The sequence below is a fragment of the Ancylobacter sp. genome, from assembly GCF_965279025.1.
GTDB lineage: Bacteria > Pseudomonadota > Alphaproteobacteria > Rhizobiales > Xanthobacteraceae > Ancylobacter.
The window spans coordinates 444,373-467,376 of the sequence record NZ_OZ257132.1 but is presented as its reverse complement, the minus strand read 5'-3'; the positions used below and the strand labels follow the sequence as shown (position 1 = coordinate 467,376).

At 70.8% G+C, this 23,004-nt stretch carries 16 protein-coding genes; 10 read left to right on the top strand and 6 right to left on the bottom strand.

What is annotated here, in order from left to right; translation table 11 throughout:
- Positions 1-59: 59 nt before the first annotated feature.
- The 4 genes from ACQY76_RS02160 to ACQY76_RS02145 all read left to right on the top strand — a co-directional run bounded on the left by ACQY76_RS02160 (position 60) and on the right by ACQY76_RS02145 (position 5,622).
- Positions 60-1,220: a glycosyltransferase gene (locus tag ACQY76_RS02160; protein ID WP_428031280.1), complete on the top strand. Its 1,161-nt coding sequence runs from the start codon at positions 60-62 to the stop codon at positions 1,218-1,220.
- Complete coding sequence (locus tag ACQY76_RS02155) at positions 1,217-2,749, top strand: glycosyltransferase family 39 protein (protein ID WP_428031279.1); 1,533 nt, start codon at positions 1,217-1,219, stop codon at positions 2,747-2,749. The genes ACQY76_RS02160 and ACQY76_RS02155 overlap by 4 nt, the downstream gene beginning before the upstream one ends.
- Before the next feature lie 83 nt (positions 2,750-2,832).
- The gene (ligA, locus tag ACQY76_RS02150) at positions 2,833-5,034 is read left to right on the top strand and encodes an NAD-dependent DNA ligase LigA (protein WP_428031278.1); all 2,202 of its coding nucleotides are present in this window, start codon (positions 2,833-2,835) and stop codon (positions 5,032-5,034) included.
- 30 nt (positions 5,035-5,064) lie between these two features.
- Positions 5,065-5,622, top strand: a complete 558-nt coding sequence (locus ACQY76_RS02145) for a cysteine hydrolase family protein (protein ID WP_428031277.1) — start codon at positions 5,065-5,067, stop codon at positions 5,620-5,622.
- A gap of 152 nt (positions 5,623-5,774) precedes the next feature.
- Here the strand turns inward: ACQY76_RS02145 and ACQY76_RS02140 are convergent, their stop codons facing one another.
- The 3 genes from ACQY76_RS02140 to ACQY76_RS02130 all read right to left on the bottom strand — a co-directional run bounded on the left by ACQY76_RS02140 (position 5,775) and on the right by ACQY76_RS02130 (position 9,388).
- On the bottom strand, positions 5,775-5,927 hold the full coding sequence (locus ACQY76_RS02140) for a DUF3309 domain-containing protein (RefSeq protein ID WP_018387773.1): 153 nt from the start codon (positions 5,925-5,927) through the stop codon (positions 5,775-5,777).
- 106 nt (positions 5,928-6,033) lie between these two features.
- Positions 6,034-7,866 carry an aminopeptidase P family protein gene (locus ACQY76_RS02135; protein WP_428031276.1) on the bottom strand — a complete coding sequence of 611 codons (1,833 nt, stop codon included), beginning with the start codon at positions 7,864-7,866 and terminating at the stop codon, positions 6,034-6,036.
- Between the two features lie 166 nt (positions 7,867-8,032).
- Positions 8,033-9,388 (bottom strand): aspartate aminotransferase family protein, encoded by a 1,356-nt coding sequence (locus tag ACQY76_RS02130; protein WP_428031275.1) that lies wholly within the window; start codon positions 9,386-9,388, stop codon positions 8,033-8,035.
- Between the two features lie 99 nt (positions 9,389-9,487).
- Here ACQY76_RS02130 and ACQY76_RS02125 point away from each other — a divergent pair, with 99 nt between their 5' ends.
- The 3 genes from ACQY76_RS02125 to ACQY76_RS02115 all read left to right on the top strand — a co-directional run bounded on the left by ACQY76_RS02125 (position 9,488) and on the right by ACQY76_RS02115 (position 14,004).
- Positions 9,488-10,360 carry a LysR substrate-binding domain-containing protein gene (locus tag ACQY76_RS02125; RefSeq protein WP_428031274.1) on the top strand — a complete coding sequence of 291 codons (873 nt, stop codon included), beginning with the start codon at positions 9,488-9,490 and terminating at the stop codon, positions 10,358-10,360.
- Between the two features lie 92 nt (positions 10,361-10,452).
- Entirely contained in the window at positions 10,453-12,966 is a 2,514-nt protein-coding gene (locus ACQY76_RS02120) for an ATP-dependent helicase (protein WP_428031273.1), read from the top strand.
- A gap of 99 nt (positions 12,967-13,065) precedes the next feature.
- Positions 13,066-14,004, top strand: a complete 939-nt coding sequence (locus ACQY76_RS02115) for a 50S ribosomal protein L11 methyltransferase (RefSeq protein WP_428031272.1) — start codon at positions 13,066-13,068, stop codon at positions 14,002-14,004.
- Positions 14,005-14,028: 24 nt separating this feature from the next.
- Here the strand turns inward: ACQY76_RS02115 and ACQY76_RS02110 are convergent, their stop codons facing one another.
- Positions 14,029-14,541: a thioesterase family protein gene (locus ACQY76_RS02110; protein ID WP_428031271.1), complete on the bottom strand. Its 513-nt coding sequence runs from the start codon at positions 14,539-14,541 to the stop codon at positions 14,029-14,031.
- Positions 14,542-14,793: 252 nt separating this feature from the next.
- Between ACQY76_RS02110 and ACQY76_RS02105 the strand changes: the two genes are divergently transcribed.
- Together ACQY76_RS02105 and ACQY76_RS02100 are read left to right on the top strand one after the other, a co-directional pair.
- On the top strand, positions 14,794-16,209 hold the full coding sequence (locus ACQY76_RS02105) for an FAD-binding oxidoreductase (RefSeq protein WP_428031270.1): 1,416 nt from the start codon (positions 14,794-14,796) through the stop codon (positions 16,207-16,209).
- Positions 16,210-16,392: 183 nt separating this feature from the next.
- A complete protein-coding gene (locus ACQY76_RS02100; protein ID WP_428031269.1) occupies positions 16,393-19,998 on the top strand; it encodes an AsmA family protein in 3,606 nt (1,201 codons plus the stop codon).
- A gap of 13 nt (positions 19,999-20,011) precedes the next feature.
- On the opposite strand, the gene serB is transcribed toward ACQY76_RS02100, so the two are convergent.
- A complete protein-coding gene (gene serB / locus ACQY76_RS02095) occupies positions 20,012-20,920 on the bottom strand; it encodes a phosphoserine phosphatase SerB (protein WP_428031268.1) in 909 nt (302 codons plus the stop codon).
- Positions 20,921-20,970: 50 nt separating this feature from the next.
- Between serB and miaA the strand changes: the two genes are divergently transcribed.
- Positions 20,971-21,921: a tRNA (adenosine(37)-N6)-dimethylallyltransferase MiaA gene (gene miaA, locus ACQY76_RS02090; protein WP_428031267.1), complete on the top strand. Its 951-nt coding sequence runs from the start codon at positions 20,971-20,973 to the stop codon at positions 21,919-21,921.
- 7 nt (positions 21,922-21,928) lie between these two features.
- Here the strand turns inward: miaA and ACQY76_RS02085 are convergent, their stop codons facing one another.
- Positions 21,929-22,903, bottom strand: a complete 975-nt coding sequence (locus ACQY76_RS02085) for a sulfite oxidase heme-binding subunit YedZ (protein ID WP_428031266.1) — start codon at positions 22,901-22,903, stop codon at positions 21,929-21,931.
- Between the last annotated feature and the right edge of the window lie 101 nt (positions 22,904-23,004).

Sequence of the window (23,004 nt, the reverse complement as noted above, 5' to 3'; positions counted from 1 at the left end):
ACCGTTGCTCTATTGAGCATCGGACCATCGCCGACCGTTCCTCTTTCCGCCGGCCGCACATGCTTTCATCGCACCTTCCCGCGCCAGCAGAGCCAGCAGCGCCCGCCGCTATCGGCTCCGTCCCGTCCCGCCACGGCGTTCCGCCGGCGCTGACCGTGGTCATCCCCACCTTCAACGAGCGGGGCAATCTGGAGCCGCTCGTCGCGCGGCTGGACCGCGTGCTGGAGGGGATCGCCTGGGAGGCGATCTTCGTCGACGACAATTCGCCCGACGGCACCGCGGACGCGCTGCGCGCCATCGGCCACCGCGATTCGCGCATACGCTGCCTCAGGCGCATCGGCAGGCGCGGGCTGGCGGGCGCCTGCATCGAGGGCATGCTGGCGGCGCAGGCGCCGGTCGTCGCGGTGATGGATGCCGATCTCCAGCACGATGAAAGCCTGCTGCCCGCCATGCTGGAAGCCATGCAGGCGGGTGCCGACGTGGTGGTGGCGACGCGCTACGCCCCCGGCGGCGATGCGGAAGGCTTCAGCGCCTGGCGGGGCCGCGGCAGCCGGCTGGCCACGCTTCTGGCGCAGCGTGTGCTGAAGGTGACCTCCTCCGACCCGATGAGCGGATTCTTCATGATGCGGCGCGAGGGCGTCGAGGAACTGGCGCCGAGGCTCTCGACCCAGGGGTTCAAGATCCTGCTCGACATCCTCGCCACCGCGCGCGGGCGGCTTAAGGTGACGGAGCTGACCTACAGCTTCGGCGCGCGGCACAGCGGCGACAGCAAGCTCGACAACCGGGTGCTGATGGACTTCCTCGGCCTCATCGTGGCGAAGGCCAGCGGCGGGCTGGTGTCGCTGCGCTTCCTCTCCTTCGCCACCGTGGGCGCGGCCGGGCTGGTGGTGCATCTGGCGACGCTGCGCGTCGGCCTCGCCTTCGACCTGCGCTTCCTGGTCGCGCAGACGATCGCCACCCTGACGGCGATGACCTTCAACTATGTGCTGAACAACCTGCTCACCTATCGCGACCGCCGCCTGTCCGGCCTCGCCTTCCTGCGCGGGCTGCTGGCCTTCTATGTCATTTGCGGGCTCGGCGCGGCGGCCAATGTGGGCGCCGCCGACTGGGCGTTCTACCAGACCGAGCGCTGGTGGCTGGCGGGCATCGCCGGTGCCTGCATCGGCGCGGTGTGGAACTACGCCATGAGCCGGGCACTGGTGTGGAAGGACACGGCGTGAGCGCTTCCGCCCCTTCGTCCGGCCTGTGTTTCGCGCGGCCGGAACTCGCCACGCGCGGCGCCCTCGCGGTGATCGCGGCGCTGCTGGCGTGGCGGCTGGTGCTCGCCGCCTTCGTGCCGCTGGTGCCGGACGAGGCCTATTACGCGCTGTGGGCGCAGGGGCTTTCCGCCGGCTATTTCGACCACCCGCCGATGATCGCCTTCTTCATTCGCGGCGGCCAGATGCTGGTGGGCGACACGGCGCTGGGCGTGCGGCTGCTCTGCGTGCTCTCCGCCGTGCCGGCGAGCTGGTTCGTCTGGCGCGCGGCGGAGGAAACGCTGGACCATCCCGGCGCTGGGGCGCTGGCGGCGGTGCTCTACAACGCGACGATCTTCGGCTTTCTCGGCATGACGCTGGCGACGCCCGACGCGCCGCTGGCGCTGTTCTGCGCCGCGATGGCCTGGTGCGCGGCGCGGCTGGTGCGGGCGCCCGGCCCGTTCTGGTGGCTGGCTATGGGGCTGGCGACGGGGCTGGCGCTGCAATCGAAATATTCCGCGCTGATGCTGGCCGGCGCCTTCGCGCTGGCTGTTCTCGCGCTGGCGCCGCTGCGCCGGCAATTGCTGACACCCTGGCCGTGGGTGGCGGCGCTGGTGGCGGTGCTGGTGTTCCTGCCCAATCTCGTGTGGAACGGGGAGCATCACTGGCAAACCTTCAGCAAGCAGGGGGGGCGGGTGACGGCGCAGGCGGCGTTCCGGCCGCTGTTCCTGCCGGAATTCGTCGGCTCGCAGATCGCGCTGGCGACGCCGCTGATCTTCCTGTTCGCCGTCATCGGCCTGCTGCCGCGCGGCGCCCGCGCCTTTCGCATGCGTGCGGGCTGGGCGCTGGTGCTGATCCTGCTGCTGGTGCCGCTCGCCTATTTCGCCGTGCATGCGCTGCGCGGCCGGGTGGAGGGCAATTGGGTCGGCTTCCTCTATCCGCTGCTGGCTGTCGCGGCGGCGGCAGGCATGCTGGCGCCGGCGCCCGCGCGTCCCGGCTGGCTCGACGGTCGGCTGGGTGCCCGGCTGAAGCGGGCGACCGTGCCGCTGGCGCTGGGCCTCGTGCTGGTGCTGGGGCTCTACGCGCTGTTCCTCCCCGTGCCGCTGGGCGGCGCCAAGGACGCGGTGCTGCGCATGACGCGCGGCTGGCCGGACTATGCCGCTGCCATCGATGCCAAGCGGCGGGAAATCGGCGCCAGCGCCATCCTCACCAATGACTACCAGCTCACCGCCATGCTGAAGCGGCAACTGCCCGGCGTGACCGTGCAGCAATTCGACGAGCGCGCGCGCTACGCCTTCATGAACGAGCCGCCGGTGCTGGAGCAGGAGGGCCCGCTGCTGCTGGTGCTGTCCAGCTATCGCAGCCTGAAGCTGATCCAGGAGACCTTCGGCGACCGCCGGGATGTCGGCGAGGTATCGCGGCACTTCGGCGATGTGGTGCTGCCGCCCGTCCGGCTGTTCCGCCTCGGCCGGGCGGTCCCGCCCGCGCCGATCCCCGCACCCGCCGCGCCCTGATCCCGGCACTTGAGGCGGGCAGCGATTTCTGGAATGGGAAAGGGGACCCGGCGGTGCCCCCGCCCCTGCCAGCGGTGAACGCCATGTCGCACTCTTCCACGCCTTCCGCCTCCGCTGCGCCGGGAGACGAGCCGCTGGATACGACGCTGCTGACCGCCGACGAGGCGGCCGCCGCCCATGCAAAGCTCGCCGACGAGATCGCCGGCCATGACCGGCGCTATTACCAGGACGATGCGCCCACCGTTTCCGACGCCGACTATGACGTGCTGCGCCGGCGTTATGAGGCGATCGAGGCGCAATTTCCCGAACTGCGCGGCATGGACAGCCTGTCGGACAAGGTGGGGGCGGCGCCTTCCGCGAAATTCGCCAAGGTGCGCCATGCCGTGCCGATGCTTTCGCTCGGCAATGCCTTTGCCGACGAGGATGTCGAGGAATTCGTCGCCCGGGTGCGCCGCTTTCTCGGGCTGGCAGCCGATGCCGAGCTGACCCTCACCGCCGAGCCGAAGATCGACGGCCTGTCCTGTTCGCTACGCTATGAGAATGGGGCGCTCATGCAGGCGGCGACGCGCGGCGACGGCTTCGAGGGCGAGGACGTGACCGCCAATGTGCGCACCATCGGCGAGATTCCGCAGCGGCTGAAGGGCAACGTGCCTGACGTGTGCGAGGTGCGCGGCGAGGTCTATATGGGCCACGATGCCTTTGCCGCCATCAATGCCCGCCAGCAGGAGGCCGGCAAGCCGCTCTTCGCCAACCCGCGCAACGCGGCGGCGGGCAGCCTGCGCCAGCTCGACCCCAAGATCACCGCCAGCCGGCCGCTGCGCTTCTTCGCCTATGCCTGGGGCGAGGTGAGCGAGGGAAAGCTGCCCGCCGACACCCAGTTCGGCGTCATCGAGGCGTTCAGGCGCTGGGGCCTGCCGACCAACCCGCTCACCGTGCGCTGCCACACGGCGGCGGAACTGCTGGCGCATTACCGCATGATTGGCGAGCAGCGGGCGATGCTCGGCTACGACATTGACGGTGTCGTCTATAAGGTGGACAGCCTCGCGCTGCAGGGCCGGCTCGGCTTCGTCTCGCGCTCGCCGCGCTGGGCGATCGCCCACAAATTCGCGGCCGAGCGGGCGATCACCCGGCTGGAGCGCATCGAGATCCAGGTCGGGCGCACCGGCGCGCTGACCCCGGTGGCCAAGCTCACCCCGGTGACGGTGGGCGGCGTCGTGGTGTCGAACGCCTCGCTGCACAATGAGGATTACATCCGCGGCATCGGCGGCAATGGCGAACCGATCCGCGGAACCGTCGACGGCGAGCCGGTGGACATTCGCGAGGGCGACTTCGTGACGATCCAGCGCGCCGGCGACGTCATTCCGCAGGTGGTCGGCGTGGAGTTGGAGCGCCGGCCGCCGGAGGCGAAACGCTACGCGTTTCCCACGCTCTGCCCTGCCTGCGGCTCGCATGCGGTGCGCGAGGAGGGCGAGGCGGTGCGCCGCTGCACCGGCGGGCTGGTGTGCCCGGCGCAGGCGGTGGAGCGCATCCGCCATTTCGTCTCGCGCGACGCCTTCGACATTGAGGGGCTGGGCGAGAAGCAGGTGCAGGCTTTCTACGAGGCCGGGCTGGTGAAGCAGCCGGCCGATATCTTCACGCTGGAGGCGCGCGATTCGGCGCCCGGCGCGCTGACCCGGCTGAAGAACCGCGAGGGCTGGGGCGAGACTTCGGCCAAGAACCTGTTTGCCGCCATCGCCCTGCGCCGGCGCGTGCCGGTGAACCGGTTCCTCTATGCGCTCGGCATCCGCCATGTCGGCGAGACCAATGCCAAGCGGCTGCTGCGGCATTTTCCCAGCGTCGAGGCGCTGCGCGAGGTGGCACTGGCGGCGGTGCCGCCCGGCGAAGAACATCCCAAGGGCAACGAGGCCTGGGCCGAGCTGGTCGGCATCGAGGGTATCGGTGCCGTGGTGGCCGAGGCGGTGGTCGATTTCTTCGGCGAGCCGAACAACCAGGCGGCGTTCGAGGCACTGCTGCGCGAGGTGACGCCGGAGCCGATGGAAGTCGTCGCCAGTGCCGGCGCGGTCTCCGGCAAGACGGTGGTGTTCACCGGCGCGCTGGAGAAGATGACCCGCGACGAGGCCAAGGCGATGGCCGAGCGGTTGGGCGCCAAGGTCGCCGGCTCCGTGTCGAAGAAGACCGACTATGTCGTGGCCGGCGCCGATGCGGGCTCCAAGCTCGCCAAGGCGCGCGACCTCGGTGTGGCCGTACTTACCGAGGACGAATGGCTGGCACTGGTGGCCGGCTGAAAGCGGCGCGCCGCAAAAAGGGGAAGCGACATGGGAACGACGGGCTTGCTGATCATCGACCTGCAGAACGATTATTTTCCCGGCGGGCGCTACACGCTGGACGGCACCGAGGCGGCGGCCGCGAAGGCGGGCGAACTGCTCGCGCTCGCCCGCGCCGAGGGGGCGAGTGTCGTGCATGTGCGCCATGTGATGACGGGCGAGGATGCCCCGTTCTTCGCGAAAGGCACGCCGGGGGCGGAGATTCACCCGGACCTCGCCCCGCGGGAGGGCGAGCCGGTGGTGGTGAAGGAGGCGGTGAACGCCTTTCTGCGCACCGATCTCGACGCGCTGCTGCGCGGGCGCGGCATCACCCGATTGGTTATCGTGGGGGCGATGAGCCACATGTGCGTGGACGCGGCGAGCCGGGCGGCGCTGGATCTCGGCTATGAGGTCACGCTCGCCCATGACGCCACCGCGACCCTGCCGCTCACCTTCTGCGGCACCGAGGTGCCGGCGCCGGCGGTTCAGGCGGCGATGATGGCGGCGCTGGAATTTGCCGGCGCGAATGTGGTGTCGGCCGATGAGGCGGCGGCGGTGCTGCGCGGCTGAACGGTTCGGGTGCTTCGGGGGCAGGGTGCCTGCCTCCCGGACCCCGCCGCAGAGCTTCAATCGAAGGATGCCCCTGCCGCGCGCGGGGCTTCAGACGCAGAAAAGCCGCCGCGGGGGGAGACGCGGCGGCTTTTCAATTCGGCGCGCGACGGTCAGAGGCGGCCGGTAAGCATCATCACGATCAGGATCACCAGAAGGATGGTCACGAGACCGCTCGGGCCGTAGCCCCAATTGCGGCTGTAGCCCCAGCTCGGCAGGGCGCCAACAAGGATCAGGATCAGAATTACAATCAGAATAGTCGTCATCGCCGAGTCTCCAGCCGTCCCGTTGCAGTGGTCGCCGGGATAACGTGGCCGTGACGCGAAGGTTCCATTGAACCTTTATCTTCTCATCCGGTGCGCAAAAGCGGCCTCATTCCGCCAGCGGGGCGGTGGCGGCGTCCAGCCAGAGGCGGGTGGCCGCGTCGACCAGCGGGCCGACGGCCTCGCGCACGCGGGCATGGTAGGCGTCGATCCAGGCGGCCTCGTCCGGGGTGAGCAGAGCGGGATCGATGCCGCGCCGGTCGAAGGGCGCGAGCGTCAGCGCCTCGAAGGCCAGCAGCGGCCTCTCCCCGCCGGCGACGTCCGGGCCGTCGACCACGATTTCGAGATTCTCCAGCCGGATGCCATAGGCGCCGGCCTTGTAGTAGCCGGGCTCGTTGGAGAGCACCATGCCGCGCGCCAGCGCCACCGTGCCCACCTTGGCGAGGCGCGCCGGCCCTTCATGCACCGAGAGATAGGCGCCGACGCCATGGCCGGTGCCGTGGTCGAAATCGAGCCCGGCAGCCCACAGATGCTGGCGGGCGAAACTGTCGAGCTGCGCGCCCATGGTGCCGAGCGGAAACACCGCGCGGGCGATGCCGATATGCCCCTTCAGCACGCGGGTGAAGCGGTCGCGCATTTCCGCGCTGGCGGTGCCGACAACCAGCGTGCGGGTGACGTCCGTGGTGCCGTCCTCGTACTGCGCGCCGGAATCGATGAGAAACAGCTCGTCGGGACGGATCGTCCGGTTGGTCGCCTCGCTGACGCGGTAATGCACGATGGCGCCATTGGGCCCGGCGCCGGAAATGCTGGGGAAGGAGATGTCCTTCAGCGCCCCGGTGTCGCGGCGGAAGGTCTCGAGCGCGCAAACCGCGTCGATCTCCGTCAGCCTGCCCGCCGGTGCCTCGGCGTCGAACCAGGCGAGGAAGCGGGTGAGGGCGGCGCCGTCGCGCAGATGCGCGGCGCGCATGCCGGCGAGCTCCGCCGCGTTCTTCGCCGCCTGCATCAGGGCGACCGGGCTGAGGCCGCTCGACACCTTGCCGCCGGCCGCCTCGACGCGGGCCGCAAGCAATGCGGGGGCGGTCGCCTGGTCGAGCTGGATAACCGCGCCGCCAGCGGCCACCATTTCCACCGCACGCTCCAGCAGCACCGGCTCGGCGATTTCCGCGAACTGCGCGAGGGCTTCGCGCGCGGCGTTCGAGAGTTTGCGGCCGTCGACGAACAGAGTGGGGCGCCCAGCGCGCGGAACGAGCGCCCAGGACAGCGGCAGCGGGGTGAAGTTCACGTCGCCGCCGCGAATGTTGAAGGTCCAGGCGACGGCGTGCGGGTCCGACAGCACCAGCGCGTCGAGCTTCTGCTCGGCGAGCGCCGCCTGCACACGGCCGATCTTTTCCGGCGCGCTCTCGCCGGCCAGCGCCGGATCGCGCAGGGTGACGGGGGCGAGCGGCGCCGCCGGGCGATCGATCCACACCGCATCGAGCGGGTTGCCGTCGACGGCGACGAGAACCGCCCCGGCAGCGGCGGCGGCGCGGCGCAGCTTCTGCTCGCCTTCCACTGTGGTCAGCCACGGGTCGTAGCCGAAATGCGCCCCGGCCGGCAGGTGCCTTTCCAGCCAGCGGTCGGGCGAGGTCTGGGCGAGCGGCACCACCTCGAAGGAGGCGGTGTCGACCTGCGCGGCGGCCTGCAGCGTGTAGCGCCCATCGACCACGATGGCGGCCTCGTCGCGCAGCACCAGAGCGACGCCGGCGGAGCCGGTGAAGCCGGTGAGCCAGGCGAGGCGCTCGTCGCAGGGCGGCACATATTCGTTCTGGTGGGCGTCCGCGCGGGGCACGAGGAAGCCGTCGAGCCCGCGCCGCTCCAGTTCCTCCCGCAGGAGTTTCAGCCGGGCGGTGCCCAGCGCGGGAGCGGCGGAATCGGCGAAGGTCTGGAACGTGGCTTCAAACATCGGGGGCCTTGGACAGGTTCGGCGCGGGCGGGTTGCCACGCGATCAGACCATGCCCGGCGCCCCGATGCCAGCGTCGTTCCGGGAGCTTTAACAGCGCAAAGGCCTCGCGCTGTTGATGGATCGGCGTCCGCGCCGGCTCCGAGCGTCGGGCGCGGCGCGGCGCCCTCAGCGCGCGCCGGCGGCGGCGGCGATGGAGTCGGAGATGATCTCCAGCCCGAGGTCGATCTCCGCTTCGGAGACCGTCAGCGCCGGGGCGATGCGGAACACGCCGCCCATGCCGGGCAGCTTGACGATGTTCATGCTGAGGCCGCGCTGCATGGCCTCCTCCATGATGCGGGCGCCGAGATCGAAGCCGGGCTCCCTGGTCGCGCGGTCGAGCACGATTTCGAGGCCGAGCAGCAGGCCGCGCCCGCGCACGTCGCCCACGCAGTCATAGCGCTGCTGAAGCGATAGCAGGCCGTCCTGCAGCCGCCGGCCACGGCTCACCGCCTGCGCCATCAAGCCGTCGCGCGCGACCACGTCGAGCACGGTGACGCCGACGGCGGCCGGCAGCGGATCCGACACATGGGTGGTGTAGAATAGGTAGCCCTTCTCGAAGGCCTGCTGCTCGATCGCCTGCGTGGTCATGACGGCGGCGAGCGGCAGGCCGGCGCCCAGCGTCTTCGACAGCGTCATGATGTCGGGCGTCACGCCGTCGCGCTGGAAGGCGAACATGTCGCCGGTGCGGGCGATGCCGGTCTGCGCCTCGTCGAGGATGAGCAGCATGCCGCGCTCCTCGCATTTGCGCTTCAGCGCCTTGAGGTAGCCCGGCGGCAATTCGAGAATGCCGCCGCTCGACAGGATCGGCTCGGCGATGAAGGCGGCCAGCGCCCCGGTGGACTGCCGGTCGATCAGCGAGAAGGCGTCGTCCAGCTCGGTCTGCCAGTCATTGGAGCCGTCCGGATGGGTGAAGCGCGGGCGGTAGGAATTGGGCGCGGGAATGACGAAGGAGCCCGCCGCCACCGGCCCGTAGCCCCGGCGCCCGGCGCTGTAGGTGGCCGCCGCCGCCGCGCCGGTCATGCCATGCCAGCTCTGCGCGAAAGCCACCACCTCATGCCCGCCGGTGACCAGCTTGGCCATGCGGATGGCGGCCTCGTTCGATTCCGCACCGGTGGACAAGAGCTGCACGCGATCCAGCCCCGGCGCCAGCGCCGCGAGGCGGGAGGCCAGCTCCACCACCGGGCGCGAGAGCATGCCGGAGAACAGATGCGCGACGCGGCCCATCTGCCGGTCGACGGTGGCCACGATGTCGGGATGGGTGTGGCCGAGCACGGCGCTCATCTGGCCGGAGGTGAAGTCGAGGATGGCGCGCCCGTCGGCATCATAGACGAAGCTGCCTTCGGCCCGCTCGACGATGATCGACTCGAAGCTCGGCCCATAGCGGGTGAGATGCGTGTTGGCGGCAGCCCAGAACGCCGCGTCGGCGTTCAGCGACCCGGCACTCGGCGATTCAGCGTTTATCGGCTCGGCGTTCAGCGACATGGGAGCACCCTCGATGGCCATCCTACCGTGCTAGCGGCGCTTGTGTGCTCAGGCAAACTGATATTACTTGAAGCCGATATCAGTAGAATTGATACCGCGATGTCTCTTCCCCCCGATCTGGACCTGGCCTTGCTCCGCAGCTTCACCGTGGTGGCGCGCGCGGGTTCGATCAGCGGCGCCTGCGTGCAGATCGGCCGCACGCAATCGGCGCTGAGCATGCAGATGCACCGGCTGGAAAGCGCCCTCGGCCAGCCGCTGCTGCATCGCAGCGGCTCGGGCGTGCGCCTCACCACGGCGGGCGAGAAGCTGCTGGTGCATGCCGAGGCGCTGCTGGCCCGGCACGACGAGATCCTCGCCGACATGGTGGGCACGGGGCTGCGCGGCTCGGTGAGCTTCGGCTGCCCGGAGGATTATTCCGCCGCCTTCCTGCCGGAGCTGCTGCGCGGCTTCTGCGCCCGCTATCCCGATGTCGAGCTGCGCATGGTGTGTGCGCCGACGCTGGAGCTGCGGCCGCTGCTGCACCGGCGGCAAATCGAGATGGCGCTGGTCTCGCTTCCCGAGGCGGAAGGCGGCGAGGCGATCCGGCCGGCGGATTTCGTCTGGGTGGCGAACGCGCCGGAGCCGGCGGTGCTGAGCCAGCCGATCCTTCCGCTGGCGCTGTCGGCGCCGCTGACGCTCGACTACCGTGCCGCCTGCGCGGCGATGGAGGCGGTGGGGCGGCGCTACCGCGTGGCGTTCGCCAGCAACAGCCTCGCCGGCCTCATCGCCATCGCCCGCTCCGGCCATGCGATCAGCGTGCTCACCCGCATGGCGGTGCCGCCGGACCTGCATGTCGTCACCGGCGAACTGCCGGCGCTTCCGCGCATCGGCATCGCGCTGGAATATGCCGATCCGCGCCCCTCACTGGCCGCGCAGGCGCTGGGTCAGCACATAAAGGCCGAGCTGCCGGGGCTGAAGCTGGGGGCGAATTGACGCCGCCGCAGGGGGCCGATCATGGCAATTCGCTGCCACCCTCGCCAAACGGGCATGCCGATGCCATTTTGTTCCCTTAAGAATCATCCCCAATGACTGTGAGCAGGCCTTTGGCCGACCCCCGAAACACCCCGGACGGCGACCCGTTCGACCCTTCCTTCGACCTGCCGGCCGCCACCCCCCGCCCCGGCGGCATTGCCGCGCGCGCGGCGGCGCTGGCCAATCCCGGCCATGGCGCGCCGGGGCGCGGCGTCTATCTCGACGGGCTGAACCCCGAGCAGCGGGCGGCGGTGGAGGCGACCGACGGCCCCGTGCTGGTGCTCGCCGGCGCCGGCACCGGCAAGACGCGGGTGCTGACCACGCGTATCGCCCACATCCTCTCGCTCGGCCTCGCCTGGCCCTCGCAGATCCTCGCCGTGACCTTCACCAACAAGGCGGCGCGCGAGATGAAGGAGCGCATCGGCGCCATGGTCGGCGAGCAGGTGGAGGGCATGCCGTGGCTCGGCACCTTCCACTCCATCGGCGTGCGCATGCTGCGCCGGCACGCGGAACTGGTGGGGCTGCGCTCCGGCTTCACCATTCTCGACACCGACGACCAGATCCGGCTGCTGAAGCAGTTGCTGCAGGCCGAGAGCATCGACGAGAAGCGCTGGCCGGCGCGGCTGCTCGCCAACATCATCGACGGCTGGAAGAATCGCGGCCTCGGCCCGGCGCAGGTGCCGGCCGGCGAGGGCTCGGCCTTCGCCAATGGGCGCGGGCAGAAGCTTTACACCGACTACCAGGCGCGGCTGAAGGCGCTCAACGCGGTGGATTTCGGCGATCTGCTGCTGGAGAGCATCCGCCTGCTGCGCGAGAACCCGGACGTGCTGGCGGAATATCACCGCCGCTTCCGCTACATCCTGGTCGACGAGTACCAGGACACCAATGTCGCGCAATATCTCTGGCTGCGGCTTCTGGCGGCGGGCTCGCGCAATGTGTGCTGCGTCGGCGATGACGACCAGTCGATCTATGGCTGGCGCGGCGCCGAGGTGGACAACATCCTGCGCTTCGACAGCGACTTTCCCGGCGCCACCGTGGTGCGGCTGGAGCGCAACTACCGCTCCACCGGCCATATCCTCGGCGCGGCGGCGCATCTCATCGCCCATAATGAGGGGCGGCTCGGCAAGACGCTGTTCTCGGAGGGCGAGAGCGGCGAGAAGGTGACGGTGACGGGCGCCTGGGACAGCCAGGAGGAAGCCCGCGCCATCGGCGAGGAAATCGAGCAGCTGCAGCGCGCCGGCCATGCGCTGACGCAGGTCGCCATTCTGGTGCGCGCCTCGTTCCAGATGCGCGAATTCGAAGAGCGCTTCGTCACACTGGGGCTGAACTACCGCGTCATCGGCGGCCCGCGCTTCTATGAGCGGGCGGAAATCCGCGACGCGCTGGCCTATCTCAGGGTCATCGCCTCGCCCACCGATGACCTCGCCTTCGAGCGCATCGTCAATGTGCCCAAGCGCGGCCTGGGCGACGCGGCGCTGCGGCAGATCCACGACTATGCCCGCGCGGCGCAGCTTCCCCTCATCGAGGCGGCGCGTGAGCTTGTGGCCAGCGAGGAACTGAAGCCCAAGGTGCGGCTCACCCTGCGCGACCTTGTCGCTTCGTTCGACCGCTGGCGCACGCAGATGCCGACGATGCGGCAGAACGAGCTGGCCGAGATCGTGCTGGACGAATCCGGCTACACCGAGATGTGGCAGAAGGACCGCTCGGCCGACGCGCAGGGGCGGCTCGACAACCTCAAGGAACTCGTCCGCTCGATGGAGCAGTTCGAGAACCTGATCGGCTTCCTCGAACATATCTCGCTGGTGATGGACGTCGATGGCGGTGCCGGCGGCGACGCCGTCAACATCATGACGCTGCATTCCGCCAAGGGGCTGGAATTCGACACCGTGTTCCTGCCCGGCTGGGAGGAGGGCGTTTTCCCCAACCAGCGGGCGCTGGACGAGCAGGGCCGCGCCGGGCTGGAGGAGGAACGCCGCCTCGCCTATGTCGGCATCACCCGTGCGCGCCGCCGGGCCAAGGTGTTCTTCGCCTCCAACCGCCGCATTCACGGGCTGTGGCAATCCGCCGTGCCGAGCCGCTTCCTCGACGAATTGTCGGAGAAGGACGTCGAGGTGACGGAATCGCGCGGCGGCCAGGGCTGGGGCGGCGGCCAGTCGGGCCGCTATGGCTACGGGCCGAGCCGCTTCGACGAGGCGCAGACCTTCGGTTCCTCCTATTCCACCCCCGGCTGGCAGCGCGCGCAGAACGCCGCGCGCGGCGGCAGTGGCGGGGCGGGCGGCTCTTCGGGCGGTTCTTCGGGCGGGTTCTCCGGCGGTGGCGGCACGTTCCCCGACAACCGCCCCTCGCGCTTCGCGGCGAGCGAAAAGGCACGCGGCGGCGTGGTCATCGAAGGCGAACTCATCGCCCGCTCCACCGGCCCGGCGGCACGCTTCAGCGTCGGCGACCGGGTATTCCACCAGAAATTCGGCTATGGCGACGTCGCCTCGGTGGAAGGCAACAAGCTCACCGTGCAGTTCGACAAGGCCGGCGAGAAGAAGGTGGTCGACAGCTTCGTCGATGCGGCGTGAGGGCGTGATCCGTCCTCCCGCGCTGGCGTTCGGGCGCGGTCTCGCTTACAGAGCGGCCACCGCCGCGAAAGCCCGCTCCGCCACCCCGTGAGGACCGCCATGCTCGAAGGATTGCCGCCCAATGGCGCGTCGCATGTGATGCGGGTGGATGCGCCCGAGCACGAGGCGCGGGCGATTGCCGAATATCTCGGCGAGAGTTTCGATCCCGCCGAAGTGGCCGCCGCCGCCTTCGAGGTCGAGGACCGCGCCGAGGGCGCCGGCTGGGCGGTCGAGGTGTATTTCGGCGACCCGCCGGATGAGGAGATGGTGCGCGAGCTGGTGGCGCTGGTGTCGCCGGACGCGGCAGCAGCGGCGGTGTTCTCGCTGCTCGACAAGAAGGACTGGGTGGCGGCCTCGCTGGAGGGCCTTGCGCCGGTGGCGATTGGCCGTTTCGTGGTGCATGGCTCGCATGATCGCGGGCGGCTGGCGCCGAGCCGGATCGGCATCGAGATCGAGGCGGCGCTGGCTTTCGGCACCGGCCATCACGGCACCACCAAGGGGTGCCTTGCCGCCATCGCCGCCTATGGCAAGCAGCGTCGCCCGGTGCGCACGCTCGATGTCGGCACCGGCACCGGCGTTCTCGCCATGGCGGCGGCGCGGCTGTTCCACGCCCCGGTGCTGGCCAGCGATATCGATCCCGTAGCGGTGGCGACCGCGCGGGCCAATGCGGTGGCGAACCGCGCGGCGACGCATATCCGCTTTCTGCACGCGCCGGGGCTGGGAGCGGGGGAATTCCGCCGCGAGGGGCCTTATGATTTGATCCTCGCCAATATCCTGCTGGCGCCGCTCAAGGGCATCGCCCGGCAGCTCAGCCTGCTGCTGGCGCCGGGGGGCACGGTGGTGCTGTCGGGGCTGCTGCCCTCGCACGCCAATGCGGCGCTCGCCGCCTATCGCGCCCAGGGCCTGCGGCTGAAGCGCCGGCGCACCATCGAGGGCTGGACCACGCTGGAGCTGGTGGCGACCCGCGGGCGCAACGAGACGCCCGCCCTGCGGCGGTGAGGCCTGTCCAGCCGCGCCGGCCGCTCAGCTCAGCCGGATCGGCATGTTGACCGGCCGGCCGAGCCCTTCGGGGACCGGCAGCGCGCCATGGGCCGCCTTCATCAGCGCCAGCCGCTCCAGCACCTCGTCGGGGAAGGGCACCACGCGGCGGGTGCCGGCTTCCACATGCTGGGCGATCTGCTCATAGGTCGAGGCGATCCAGCCCTCGCGGGCGTGATGCAGCTCCTGGAACAGGTGCATGCGCTTTTCGTCATAGTTGATCAGGCGCAGGGTTGCCCGCACCTCCTGTCCGGCGCGAAGCTCGCGCTGGAACCGCTGATGAGCCTCCACCGTGAGGAAGGAGGCGCTGCGGCTTTCCACCATGTGCGGGCCAAGCCCCACAAGGAACACCGCCTCGTCGACCGCGCGGTCGAACAGCAGGCTGTGGAAGGCCGCGTGCAAATGCCCGTTGTGATCGGCCCAGCCCGAATCCACCGTCATCACGGAGGACACGAACGGCGCGAAGAACACGGGTTCGAAATCGATCCCGTCCAGCATGACACCATCCCGATTATCGAGCGCGAGGTAGCGCGCTGCCTTATTGACAAGCATTGTGCCGACTTTCAGTGCAGTCGTCACCTGCCGAGATGGCGATTGAATGACTGAATTCTTGCGCTTCCGAGGATTCGCCGTGCTTTTTGCGCGGCGGGGCGGAAACCACAGGTCATGGGCAGGAGTCGCGGCGCTCTTTGATAGGGTATATGCGGGAGACGCTGCGCGCCCGGAATGGAAGCAAGAAGGAGAGCGGGGATGGAAAACACGGTCGAGGAACGTCCTGCCGCGCTGGCGGAGAATGCCCCGGTGCAGGAGCTTATCGCCGCGCTTGCCCCGCATTTCGGCGACCGGCTCGCCACCGGGCGGGCGATCCGCGAGCAGCATGCCAACACCATCACCTGGCTCGCCAATGAGGCGCCGGACGCGGTGGTGTTCGTGGAGAGCACGGAAGAGGTGCAGCTGGTGGTGCGGGCCTGCGCGCAGCGCGGCGTGCCGGTTATCGCCTTCGGCACCGGCTCGTCGCTGGAGGGGCAGGTGAACGCGCCGAAGGGCGGGCTTTCGATCGATCTCTCGCGCATGAACCGGGTGCTGTCCGTCCACCCCGAGGACCTCGACTGCGTGGTCGAGCCGGGGGTGACGCGCAAGCAGCTGAACGAGCACCTGCGCGATGCCGGGCTGTTCTTTCCCATCGACCCGGGCGCCGACGCCTCGCTGGGCGGCATGGCCTCCACCCGCGCCTCCGGCACCAATGCGGTGCGCTACGGCACGATGAAGGACAATGTGATCGCGCTCACGGCCGTGCTGGCCAATGGCGAGGTGATCACCACGGCGCGGCGGGCGAAGAAATCCTCGGCCGGCTATGACCTCACCCGCCTGTTCGTCGGCGCGGAGGGCACGCTCGGCATCATCACCAATCTCACGCTGAAGCTGGCGGGCATCCCGGAGGCGATTTCCGGCGGCGTCTGCGGTTTCCCCACCATCCGGGCGGCCTGCGACGCGGTGATCCTCACCATCCAGTCCGGCCTGCCGGTGGCGCGGATCGAACTGCTGGACGAGGTGCAGGTGCGGGCCTGCAACGCCTATTCCAAGCTCGACCTTGTCGAGCAGCCGACGCTGTTCGTCGAGTTCCACGGCACGCAGGCCAGCGTGCACGAGCAGGCCGAGCGCTTCTCGGAGATCGCGGCGGAATATGGCGGCGGCGATTTCACCTGGGCGACCCGGCCGGAGGAGCGCACCAAATTGTGGCAGGCGCGGCACGACGCCTATTGGGCCTGCCTGCCGCTGAAGCCGGGCGCCAAGGCGCTGGCCACCGATGTGTGCGTGCCGCTCTCGCGCCTCGCGGAATGCGTCGACGAGACCAAGCGCGACATCGAGGAGATGGGCATGGTGGCGCCCATTGTCGGCCATGTCGGCGACGGCAATTTCCACACCGTGACGCTGGTCGACATGAGCGACCCGCATGATGTGGCCAAGGCGCAGGACTTCATCTCCCGCATGATCAAGCGGGCGCTGGCCATGGGCGGCACCGCGACCGGCGAGCATGGCGTGGGCCAGGGCAAGCGCAAATACATGGAAGCCGAGCACGGCACCGCCACCATCGCGGCGATGCGGGCGATCAAGATGGCGCTCGACCCGCACAACATCATGAACCCGGGCAAGATACTGCCGTGAGCGATCCTGCCGTGAGCAATCCTGCCGTGAGCGAGCCGCAATGCCACGCGGGCGTGCCGCCTGCCTCAATTGGCGCCTTGCGTGCGGCGTGGAGAACGCGAAAAATATCAACAATCTAGCGTAGAGTGGTTGGGCAACCGCCAGGGGGCGGAGGGCCGGTGGCCGCGAGGCCGGAGGGAATGCGTGCAGAACCTGCTGCTGACGATTGCGGGCGCCATCATACTGGCCGTCGTGGCGGCCTTCGCGGCGCCGTTTGTCGTCGACTGGACACAGTGGCGATCGACCTTCGAGGCGCAGGCGGCGCGGACCCTCGGCGCGCCCGTGGTGATACGCGGGGCGATCGACGCACAGATCCTGCCGACGCCCCGGGTGGTGCTGCGCGACGTGTCGATCGGCGTCGATGGCAGCGGCACCGGGCTGGCGGCGGCGGAGCTTTCCGGCCGGCTGGCGCTGGGCGCGCTGATGCGCGGCGAGGTGGTGGCCGATCATGTCAGCCTGGTGCGGCCCCGCGCCCGGTTGGTCGTCGATGCGGCCGGCAAGCTGTCGCTGCCCACCGGGGTGAGCCGTCCGGCGGGCTTCAGCATCGCGGCGCTCACCGTCACCGACGGCAGCTTCGAGATCGTCGATCGCGCCAATGAGCGCACGTTGAAGCTCGACGACGTCGACCTCGTCGGCGAGGTGGGCGGCGCCACCGGTCCGGTGCGGCTGGAGGGCGAGGCCAATGCCGCCGGGATCCGTCGGCGCGTCCGGCTCAGCCTCAGCCAGTTCGCCGCCGACGGAACGGCGAAGATGCGCCTCGGCGCGCAGAATGTCGGCTCGCCGCTCAGCATCGACGCGGACGGCGCGCTGAGCCTTGCGGGCGGGGCACCGAGTTTCCGTGGCCGTGCCGCGCTGGTGCGCAGCGCGCCTCCGGCCACCAGCGCCGCAGCCGCCGATGCGCTGAAAGCGTGGAGCCTGTCGGCGACGGTGGAAGCAACGCCGCTGGCGGTCGCCGCCACGGGGCTGAGCCTGACGCTGGACGCGGCGGAGCGGCCTGTGGCGCTCACCGGCTCGGCACGCCTCATCGGGGCGGGGCCCGGCCACGCCGAATCGCGGCTCGACCTCACCTTGTCGGCGCGCCAGCTCGATCTCGGCGCCATGACCGGTGGCGCGACGCCGCTGGCGGCCACCGACGCGCTGGCCCGCCTGCTGCTGCCGCTTGCCGATGTCGCGGCCAGCGGCTCGCTCGACCTGTCGAGCGACACCGTGCTGCTGGCCGGCGCTGCCGCCCGCGAGGTGAAGGCCGGCCTCGACTGGTCGCCCGGCGGCTGGCGCGCCCGCGCGCTGGAGGCGCGGCTGCCCGGCGGGGCGAAGATCGCGCTCTCCGGCAGCCTGCCGCGCGTTGCCGGGGCGGGCGACCCCAACGCCGCGCTGTTCGGCGGCACCGTGGTGCTGGAGGCGCAGGACCTGCCCGGCTTCATCGCCTGGGCCGCGCCGCAGTCCCCCGGCATCGTCGCCAGCCTGCCCCCGGGCGCGGCGCGCCTTGCCGCCGAGCTGAGCGTGAGCGCCGGCGGCGTCGCACTGGACAAGCTGGACCTGCTGACCGGCGACAGCCGCTTCGCCGGCACGGCGGCCTACACGCTGCCCAAAGACGCGGCGCGCGGGCGTGTCGACGCCGTGCTGACCACCTCGGACATCGATCTCGACACGCTGCTGCCGCCGACGCGGCGGCTGGTCGGGCTGGGGCTGGAGAAGATCGACCTCAATCTCAGCCTCAGCGGCCGGCAGGTGCGCTTCGCCGGCGCTAGTGCCGGCACGCTGGACATCATCCTGAAGGGCAACGAAGATGGGCTCGGCATCGAGCGCCTCGCCCTCGCCGATTTCGCCGGCCTGTCCCTCACCGGCTCCGGCCGGCTGGCGGCACCGGGCGACGGCGCCGGCGACGCGCGATTCACCGCCAAGCTCTCGGGCAAGCGCGCCGACGGGCTGCCAGCGCTGGCCCGCGCCTTCGGCCTGACGCAGATCGAGCCCTTCCTCACCGCCACGCGGGCGAACCTCGCGCCGGTGGACCTTACCGTGGCGCTGGTCGCCCAGGGCGGGCGCACCAGCGTCGATGCCGGGGGCCGGCTGGGCGGGCTTTCCGGCACCGGCAAGGTGGGGTTCGGCGCCGACGGCAAGCTGGGCGGGCAGATGCAGATCGAGGCCCGCGACGGCAGCGCGGTGCTCACCGGGCTCGGCGTGCCGGGGCTGAAGGCCGATCTCGGCACGGCGCGGCTGGCGCTCGATCTCAATGAGCGCATCGAGGCGACGCTGGACATTGCCGGGGCGCGGCTGCGCGCCCAGGGTACGGCGGCGCTGGACGGCAATGGCCGGCTCGATCCCGAACTCGCTCTGACGCTGGAAAGCGCCGATCTCGCGGCGCTGCTGCCGCAACTGGCGGCGGCCGGCACGGGCCCGGTGGCGGCGCAGTTCAAGGGCGCGCTCGGGCGCGACGGCGAGGGCTGGTGGATCAAGGGTCTTTCCGGCCTGCTGGGCGAGCAGCGGCTCGACGGCACGCTGGCCTATACGCCGGGCGAACCCGTGCGGGCGGAGCTTGCCACCCCGCGCTGGAGCGTTGCCAAGGCGATGGGGCTGGTCACCGGCGCCGCCGGCACGGGCGAGGCCGAAGGGTGGTCGAAGGCGCGCTTCGCCCCGGCGCCGCTCGCCGGCCTCGCCGCCGAGCTGAAGCTCACGGTCGGCCGGTTCGACCTGCCCGGCGGGCTGGCGCTCGGCGACGCGAAGATCGATGCCCGCCTGAACGGTGGGCGCCTTGCGGCGGAGAATGTCAGCGGCACGCTGGCGGGCGGGAAGTTCACCGGCAAGTTCAACCTTGCCCGCACCGGCGACACCGCGCAGTTCGACGGACGGCTGGGGCTGGCGGATGCCGACAGCGCCGCGCTTTTCGCGGCTGTCGGGGTGGCGCAGCCCACCGCGCGTGGCCGGGTGAGCGCGACCTTCGACATCACCGGGCGCGGCACCTCGCCCTTCGCGCTGGCGAGCCAGCTGCAGGGGCAGGGCAGTCTCTCCGTCGAGGCGCTGGAAATCGACCGGAGCGACCCGAGGGCCCTGCAATATGTGATGCTGGCCACCGAACGCGGCGCGCCGCCGGACCAGACGCGGCTGGCGCAGCTGCTCAGCGACGGGCTGGCGCGCGGCCCCTTGAAGCTGGCGCGGGTGGAAAGCGCGGTCAGCGTGGTGGACGGCGTGGCGCGCTCGAGCGCCGCCCGGCTGGCAATGGGCGACCAGCGCTTCGGCCTCAGCGGCTCGCTCGACATTCCCGCCTTCAGCTTCGAGGCGACGCTGGAAATGCAGGACGTGGCCACTGCCGGCCTGCCGGCCGCGCCGGCGGCCTCCGTGCAGTGGCGCGGGCCGCTGGCGGCGCCGGTGAAGCGCTTCGACCTCACCGCACTGAGCTCGGCCATCAACATGCGGGCGCTGGAGCGCGAGACCAAGCGGCTGGAGGCGGAATATGGACGCACGCCGCTGACCAATGGCGGCGAGGCGACCGATGGGTCGCCGGTGCGCCGCTCCGCCCCCGGCGCCACCCCGGCCCCGCAGGCGCCCCGCGCGGCGCCTCGCGTGGCCCCCGCCGCGCCGCGGCAGGCGCAGCCCACCCCGGCCCGGCCGGCCGTGCCGCAATCCTATTACGGGCAGTTCGCGCCGCCCGGCACGGCCGCGCCCGGCAGCGCCGCGCCGCCGCTGGCCCCGCCGGTGGACATTCCCAATGATCCGCTGCGCAGCCCGATCCTGCTGCCGCCGCTGGCGCCGTGAGGGCGCGGTCCGCTCAGGCGTCGACGAAATCCGCGACGCCATAGCCCTGCAGATAGAGCAGGGCGGTAAGGTCGCCATGGTCGATGCGCACCTGCGCCGCCGCCGCGACCGATGGCTTGGCGTGATAGGCGACGCCGAGGCCGGCGGCACCGATCATGGCAAGATCGTTCGCCCCGTCGCCGACCGCCAGCGTATCGCTCTCGGCAAGGCCGAGCCGGGTGCGCCATTCCACCAGCGCGGCCAGCTTGGCCTCGCGGCCGAGGATCGGCTCCTCGACCCGCCCGGCGAAGCTCTCTCCATCGGCCACCAGCACATTGGCGCGGTGGTCATCGAAGCCGATCATCGACGCAACGCGCTGCGTGAACAGGGTGAAGCCGCCGGAGACCAGCAGCGTGCGGGCGCCGTGCGCCTTCATGGTGCGCACCAGCGTGGTGCCGCCGGGGGTGAGGCGGATGCGCTCGGCGATCACCGTGTCGACGACGCCGAGCGGCAGGCCCTTGAGCAGCGCCACGCGCTCGCGCAGCGCCGGCTCGAAGGCGATCTCGCCGCGCATGGCGCGCTCGGTGATGGCGGCGACATGCGCCTTCATGCCGGCATAATCGGCCAGCTCGTCAATGCATTCCTGCCCGATCATGGTGGAATCCATGTCGGCGAGGAACAGCTGCTTGCGCCGCCCCTGCGCCGGCAGCAGCGCCACGTCGACCGGCGCGTCGCCCATCGCCGCGCGCAGCGCCGCGATATCCGCCGTGCCGGCCGTGTCGATCTCGGCGGCGATGCCGGGGTTGAGCCAGCGCGTGGCGCCCGGTGCCGGCAGCGCCGCGCGGGCGCGGGCAATGAGCGCCTCGCTCACCGCCGGCTTCGCCGGGTGCGCGATGAGGATGGCGACGTGCGAAGCAGAATCGGTGTTCAGGGAATGCGTCATGGCTGCGATTGGGACCTTGCCGCCGGGCCGGCATCAGGCAAAAAGGCAGGATGGAAACCCGGGAATTCGAGGCGGGCGAGACCGTGAGGCCTGCACGACCGCGCGCCGTGCTTATTGCAGGACCGACCGCGAGCGGCAAGTCGGCGCTGGCGCTCGCTCTCGCCGAGCGCACGGGCGGCGTGGTGATCAACGCCGATTCGATGCAGGTCTATCGCGACCTGCGGGTGCTCTCGGCGCGGCCGACGCCGGAGGAGGAAGCGCGTGCGCCGCATCGGCTCTACGGCCATGTCGACGGCGCGGTGGACTATTCCGTCGCGCACTGGCTGGAGGACGCGCGGGCCGCGCTGGCCGAGGCCGAGCGGGACGGCCGGCTGCCCATCTTCACCGGCGGCACCGGGCTCTATTTCAAGGCGCTGACGCAGGGACTCTCGCCGATCCCGGCGATTCCGGCGCAGGTGCGCGCGCAGGTGCGCGGCCTCGGGCTCGACGCGCCGGCGCTGCATGCGCGGCTCGCGGCCGTGGATCCGGAGACGGCGGCGCGGCTGCGGCCCTCCGACACGCAAAGGCTGATGCGGGCGCTCGAAGTGTTCGAGGCGACCGGCCGGCCGCTGGCGCGCTGGCAGGAAGCCCCGGCCGATGCGCCGGTGCTGACGCCGGAGACAAGCGTGCGGCTGTTCCTCGCCAGCGACCGCGCGGCGCTGCGCGCCCGCATCGCCGAGCGCTTCCATGTGATGATGGGGCAGGGCGCGCTGGAGGAGGCGCGGGCGCTGCTGGCGCGCGGGCTGCCGCCGGACCGCACGCTGCTGAAGGCGCATGGCATGCCGTGGTTCGCGCGCCATCTCGCCGGCGAGATCACGCGGGAGGCGGCGATCGACGGGGCGATCCTCGACACCCGCCATTACGCCAAGCGGCAGGATACCTGGTTCCGCCACCAGCTGGCGGGCTGGACCGCGCTGGACAAGCAGGCCGCCGGCGACTGGCTGGCGCGCGCGGTCGGCTGAGCGCCCGTCAGGCGCGGGCCGTGCGCCGGGCGGGCAGGGGGCGCAGGCGCAGGACAACCTCGCTGAGCAGCGCGACGGCAAGGCCGGCGCCGGCCACCCACCAGCTCGGGCTGATGGCATAGGCGAAGGAGAGGTTCGCCGCGAGCACGCGTGCCGGGTCGATGCCGGTGGCGGCGGCATACCAGCCGGCCTCGATGCCCGCCGTCATCAGGCCGGAAGCGGCGGCGAGGGCAACAAGGTTGAGCAGGCCGGTGCCACGCCCATAGTGCTGCAGTACCCGCCAGCCCATGAGCCAGACGAACAGGCCGGTCATCAGCACCGGCTGGGTGACGTCGAGCTTCTGCTGCATGAAATAATGCAGCAAAGCGAGGGCGGTGGCGGGGTAGACGAGCTGATGCAGCCGGTTCCAGCGCGGTCCGCCCAGCGCGCGGATCGCCCCGTCCCACGAGGTGGCGGATAGCGCCGCGAAGGCGAGAAGCGCGGCGAAGCCGATGGTGAGGTAGATGCGCAGCACGATCTCGGTCGCGGCGGTGGCGAGGCTGCCGGTGTCGACGAGATAGACCACGAAATGCATGCCGATCAGAAAGGCGGCGCCGAGCCCGAGCGTGCGCCGCGCCAGCAGCAGCTTCGGCCAGTTGAACAGCCGCCGCGCCGGTGTCACCGCCAGCGAGAGCAGCAACAGGCGCACCGCCCAGTCGCCGACGAAATGGATGATCTGGATGAGCGGCCGGGCGCCCAAAGCGGCCTCGCCGCCCAATCCGCCGCCGCCAAGCCCCGGCGCGTCGCCGACGCCGGGTGCCCCAAGACCCGGTGCCCCAAGGCCGGGGCCGCCCAATCCCGGCGCGAGGCCGCCGGCGTCGGGCGAGGCGAACTCGCCACCGAGCGCCCGCGCCAGAAGCAAAGCGAGGGGGAAAAGCACGATCAGCAGCGCGCCGATCTTCTCGAGGCTGGGCTTGCCGGAATTTTCGCGCAGGAAGGGCATGGGCGGTCCGTCTGGGTGGCTTTTGCCAGCTATACGGCCGCCAGCCGCCGATATTACAACGCCGCGGGCACGAAGGCGTGATCCGCGCGCGCCCTGCCGTG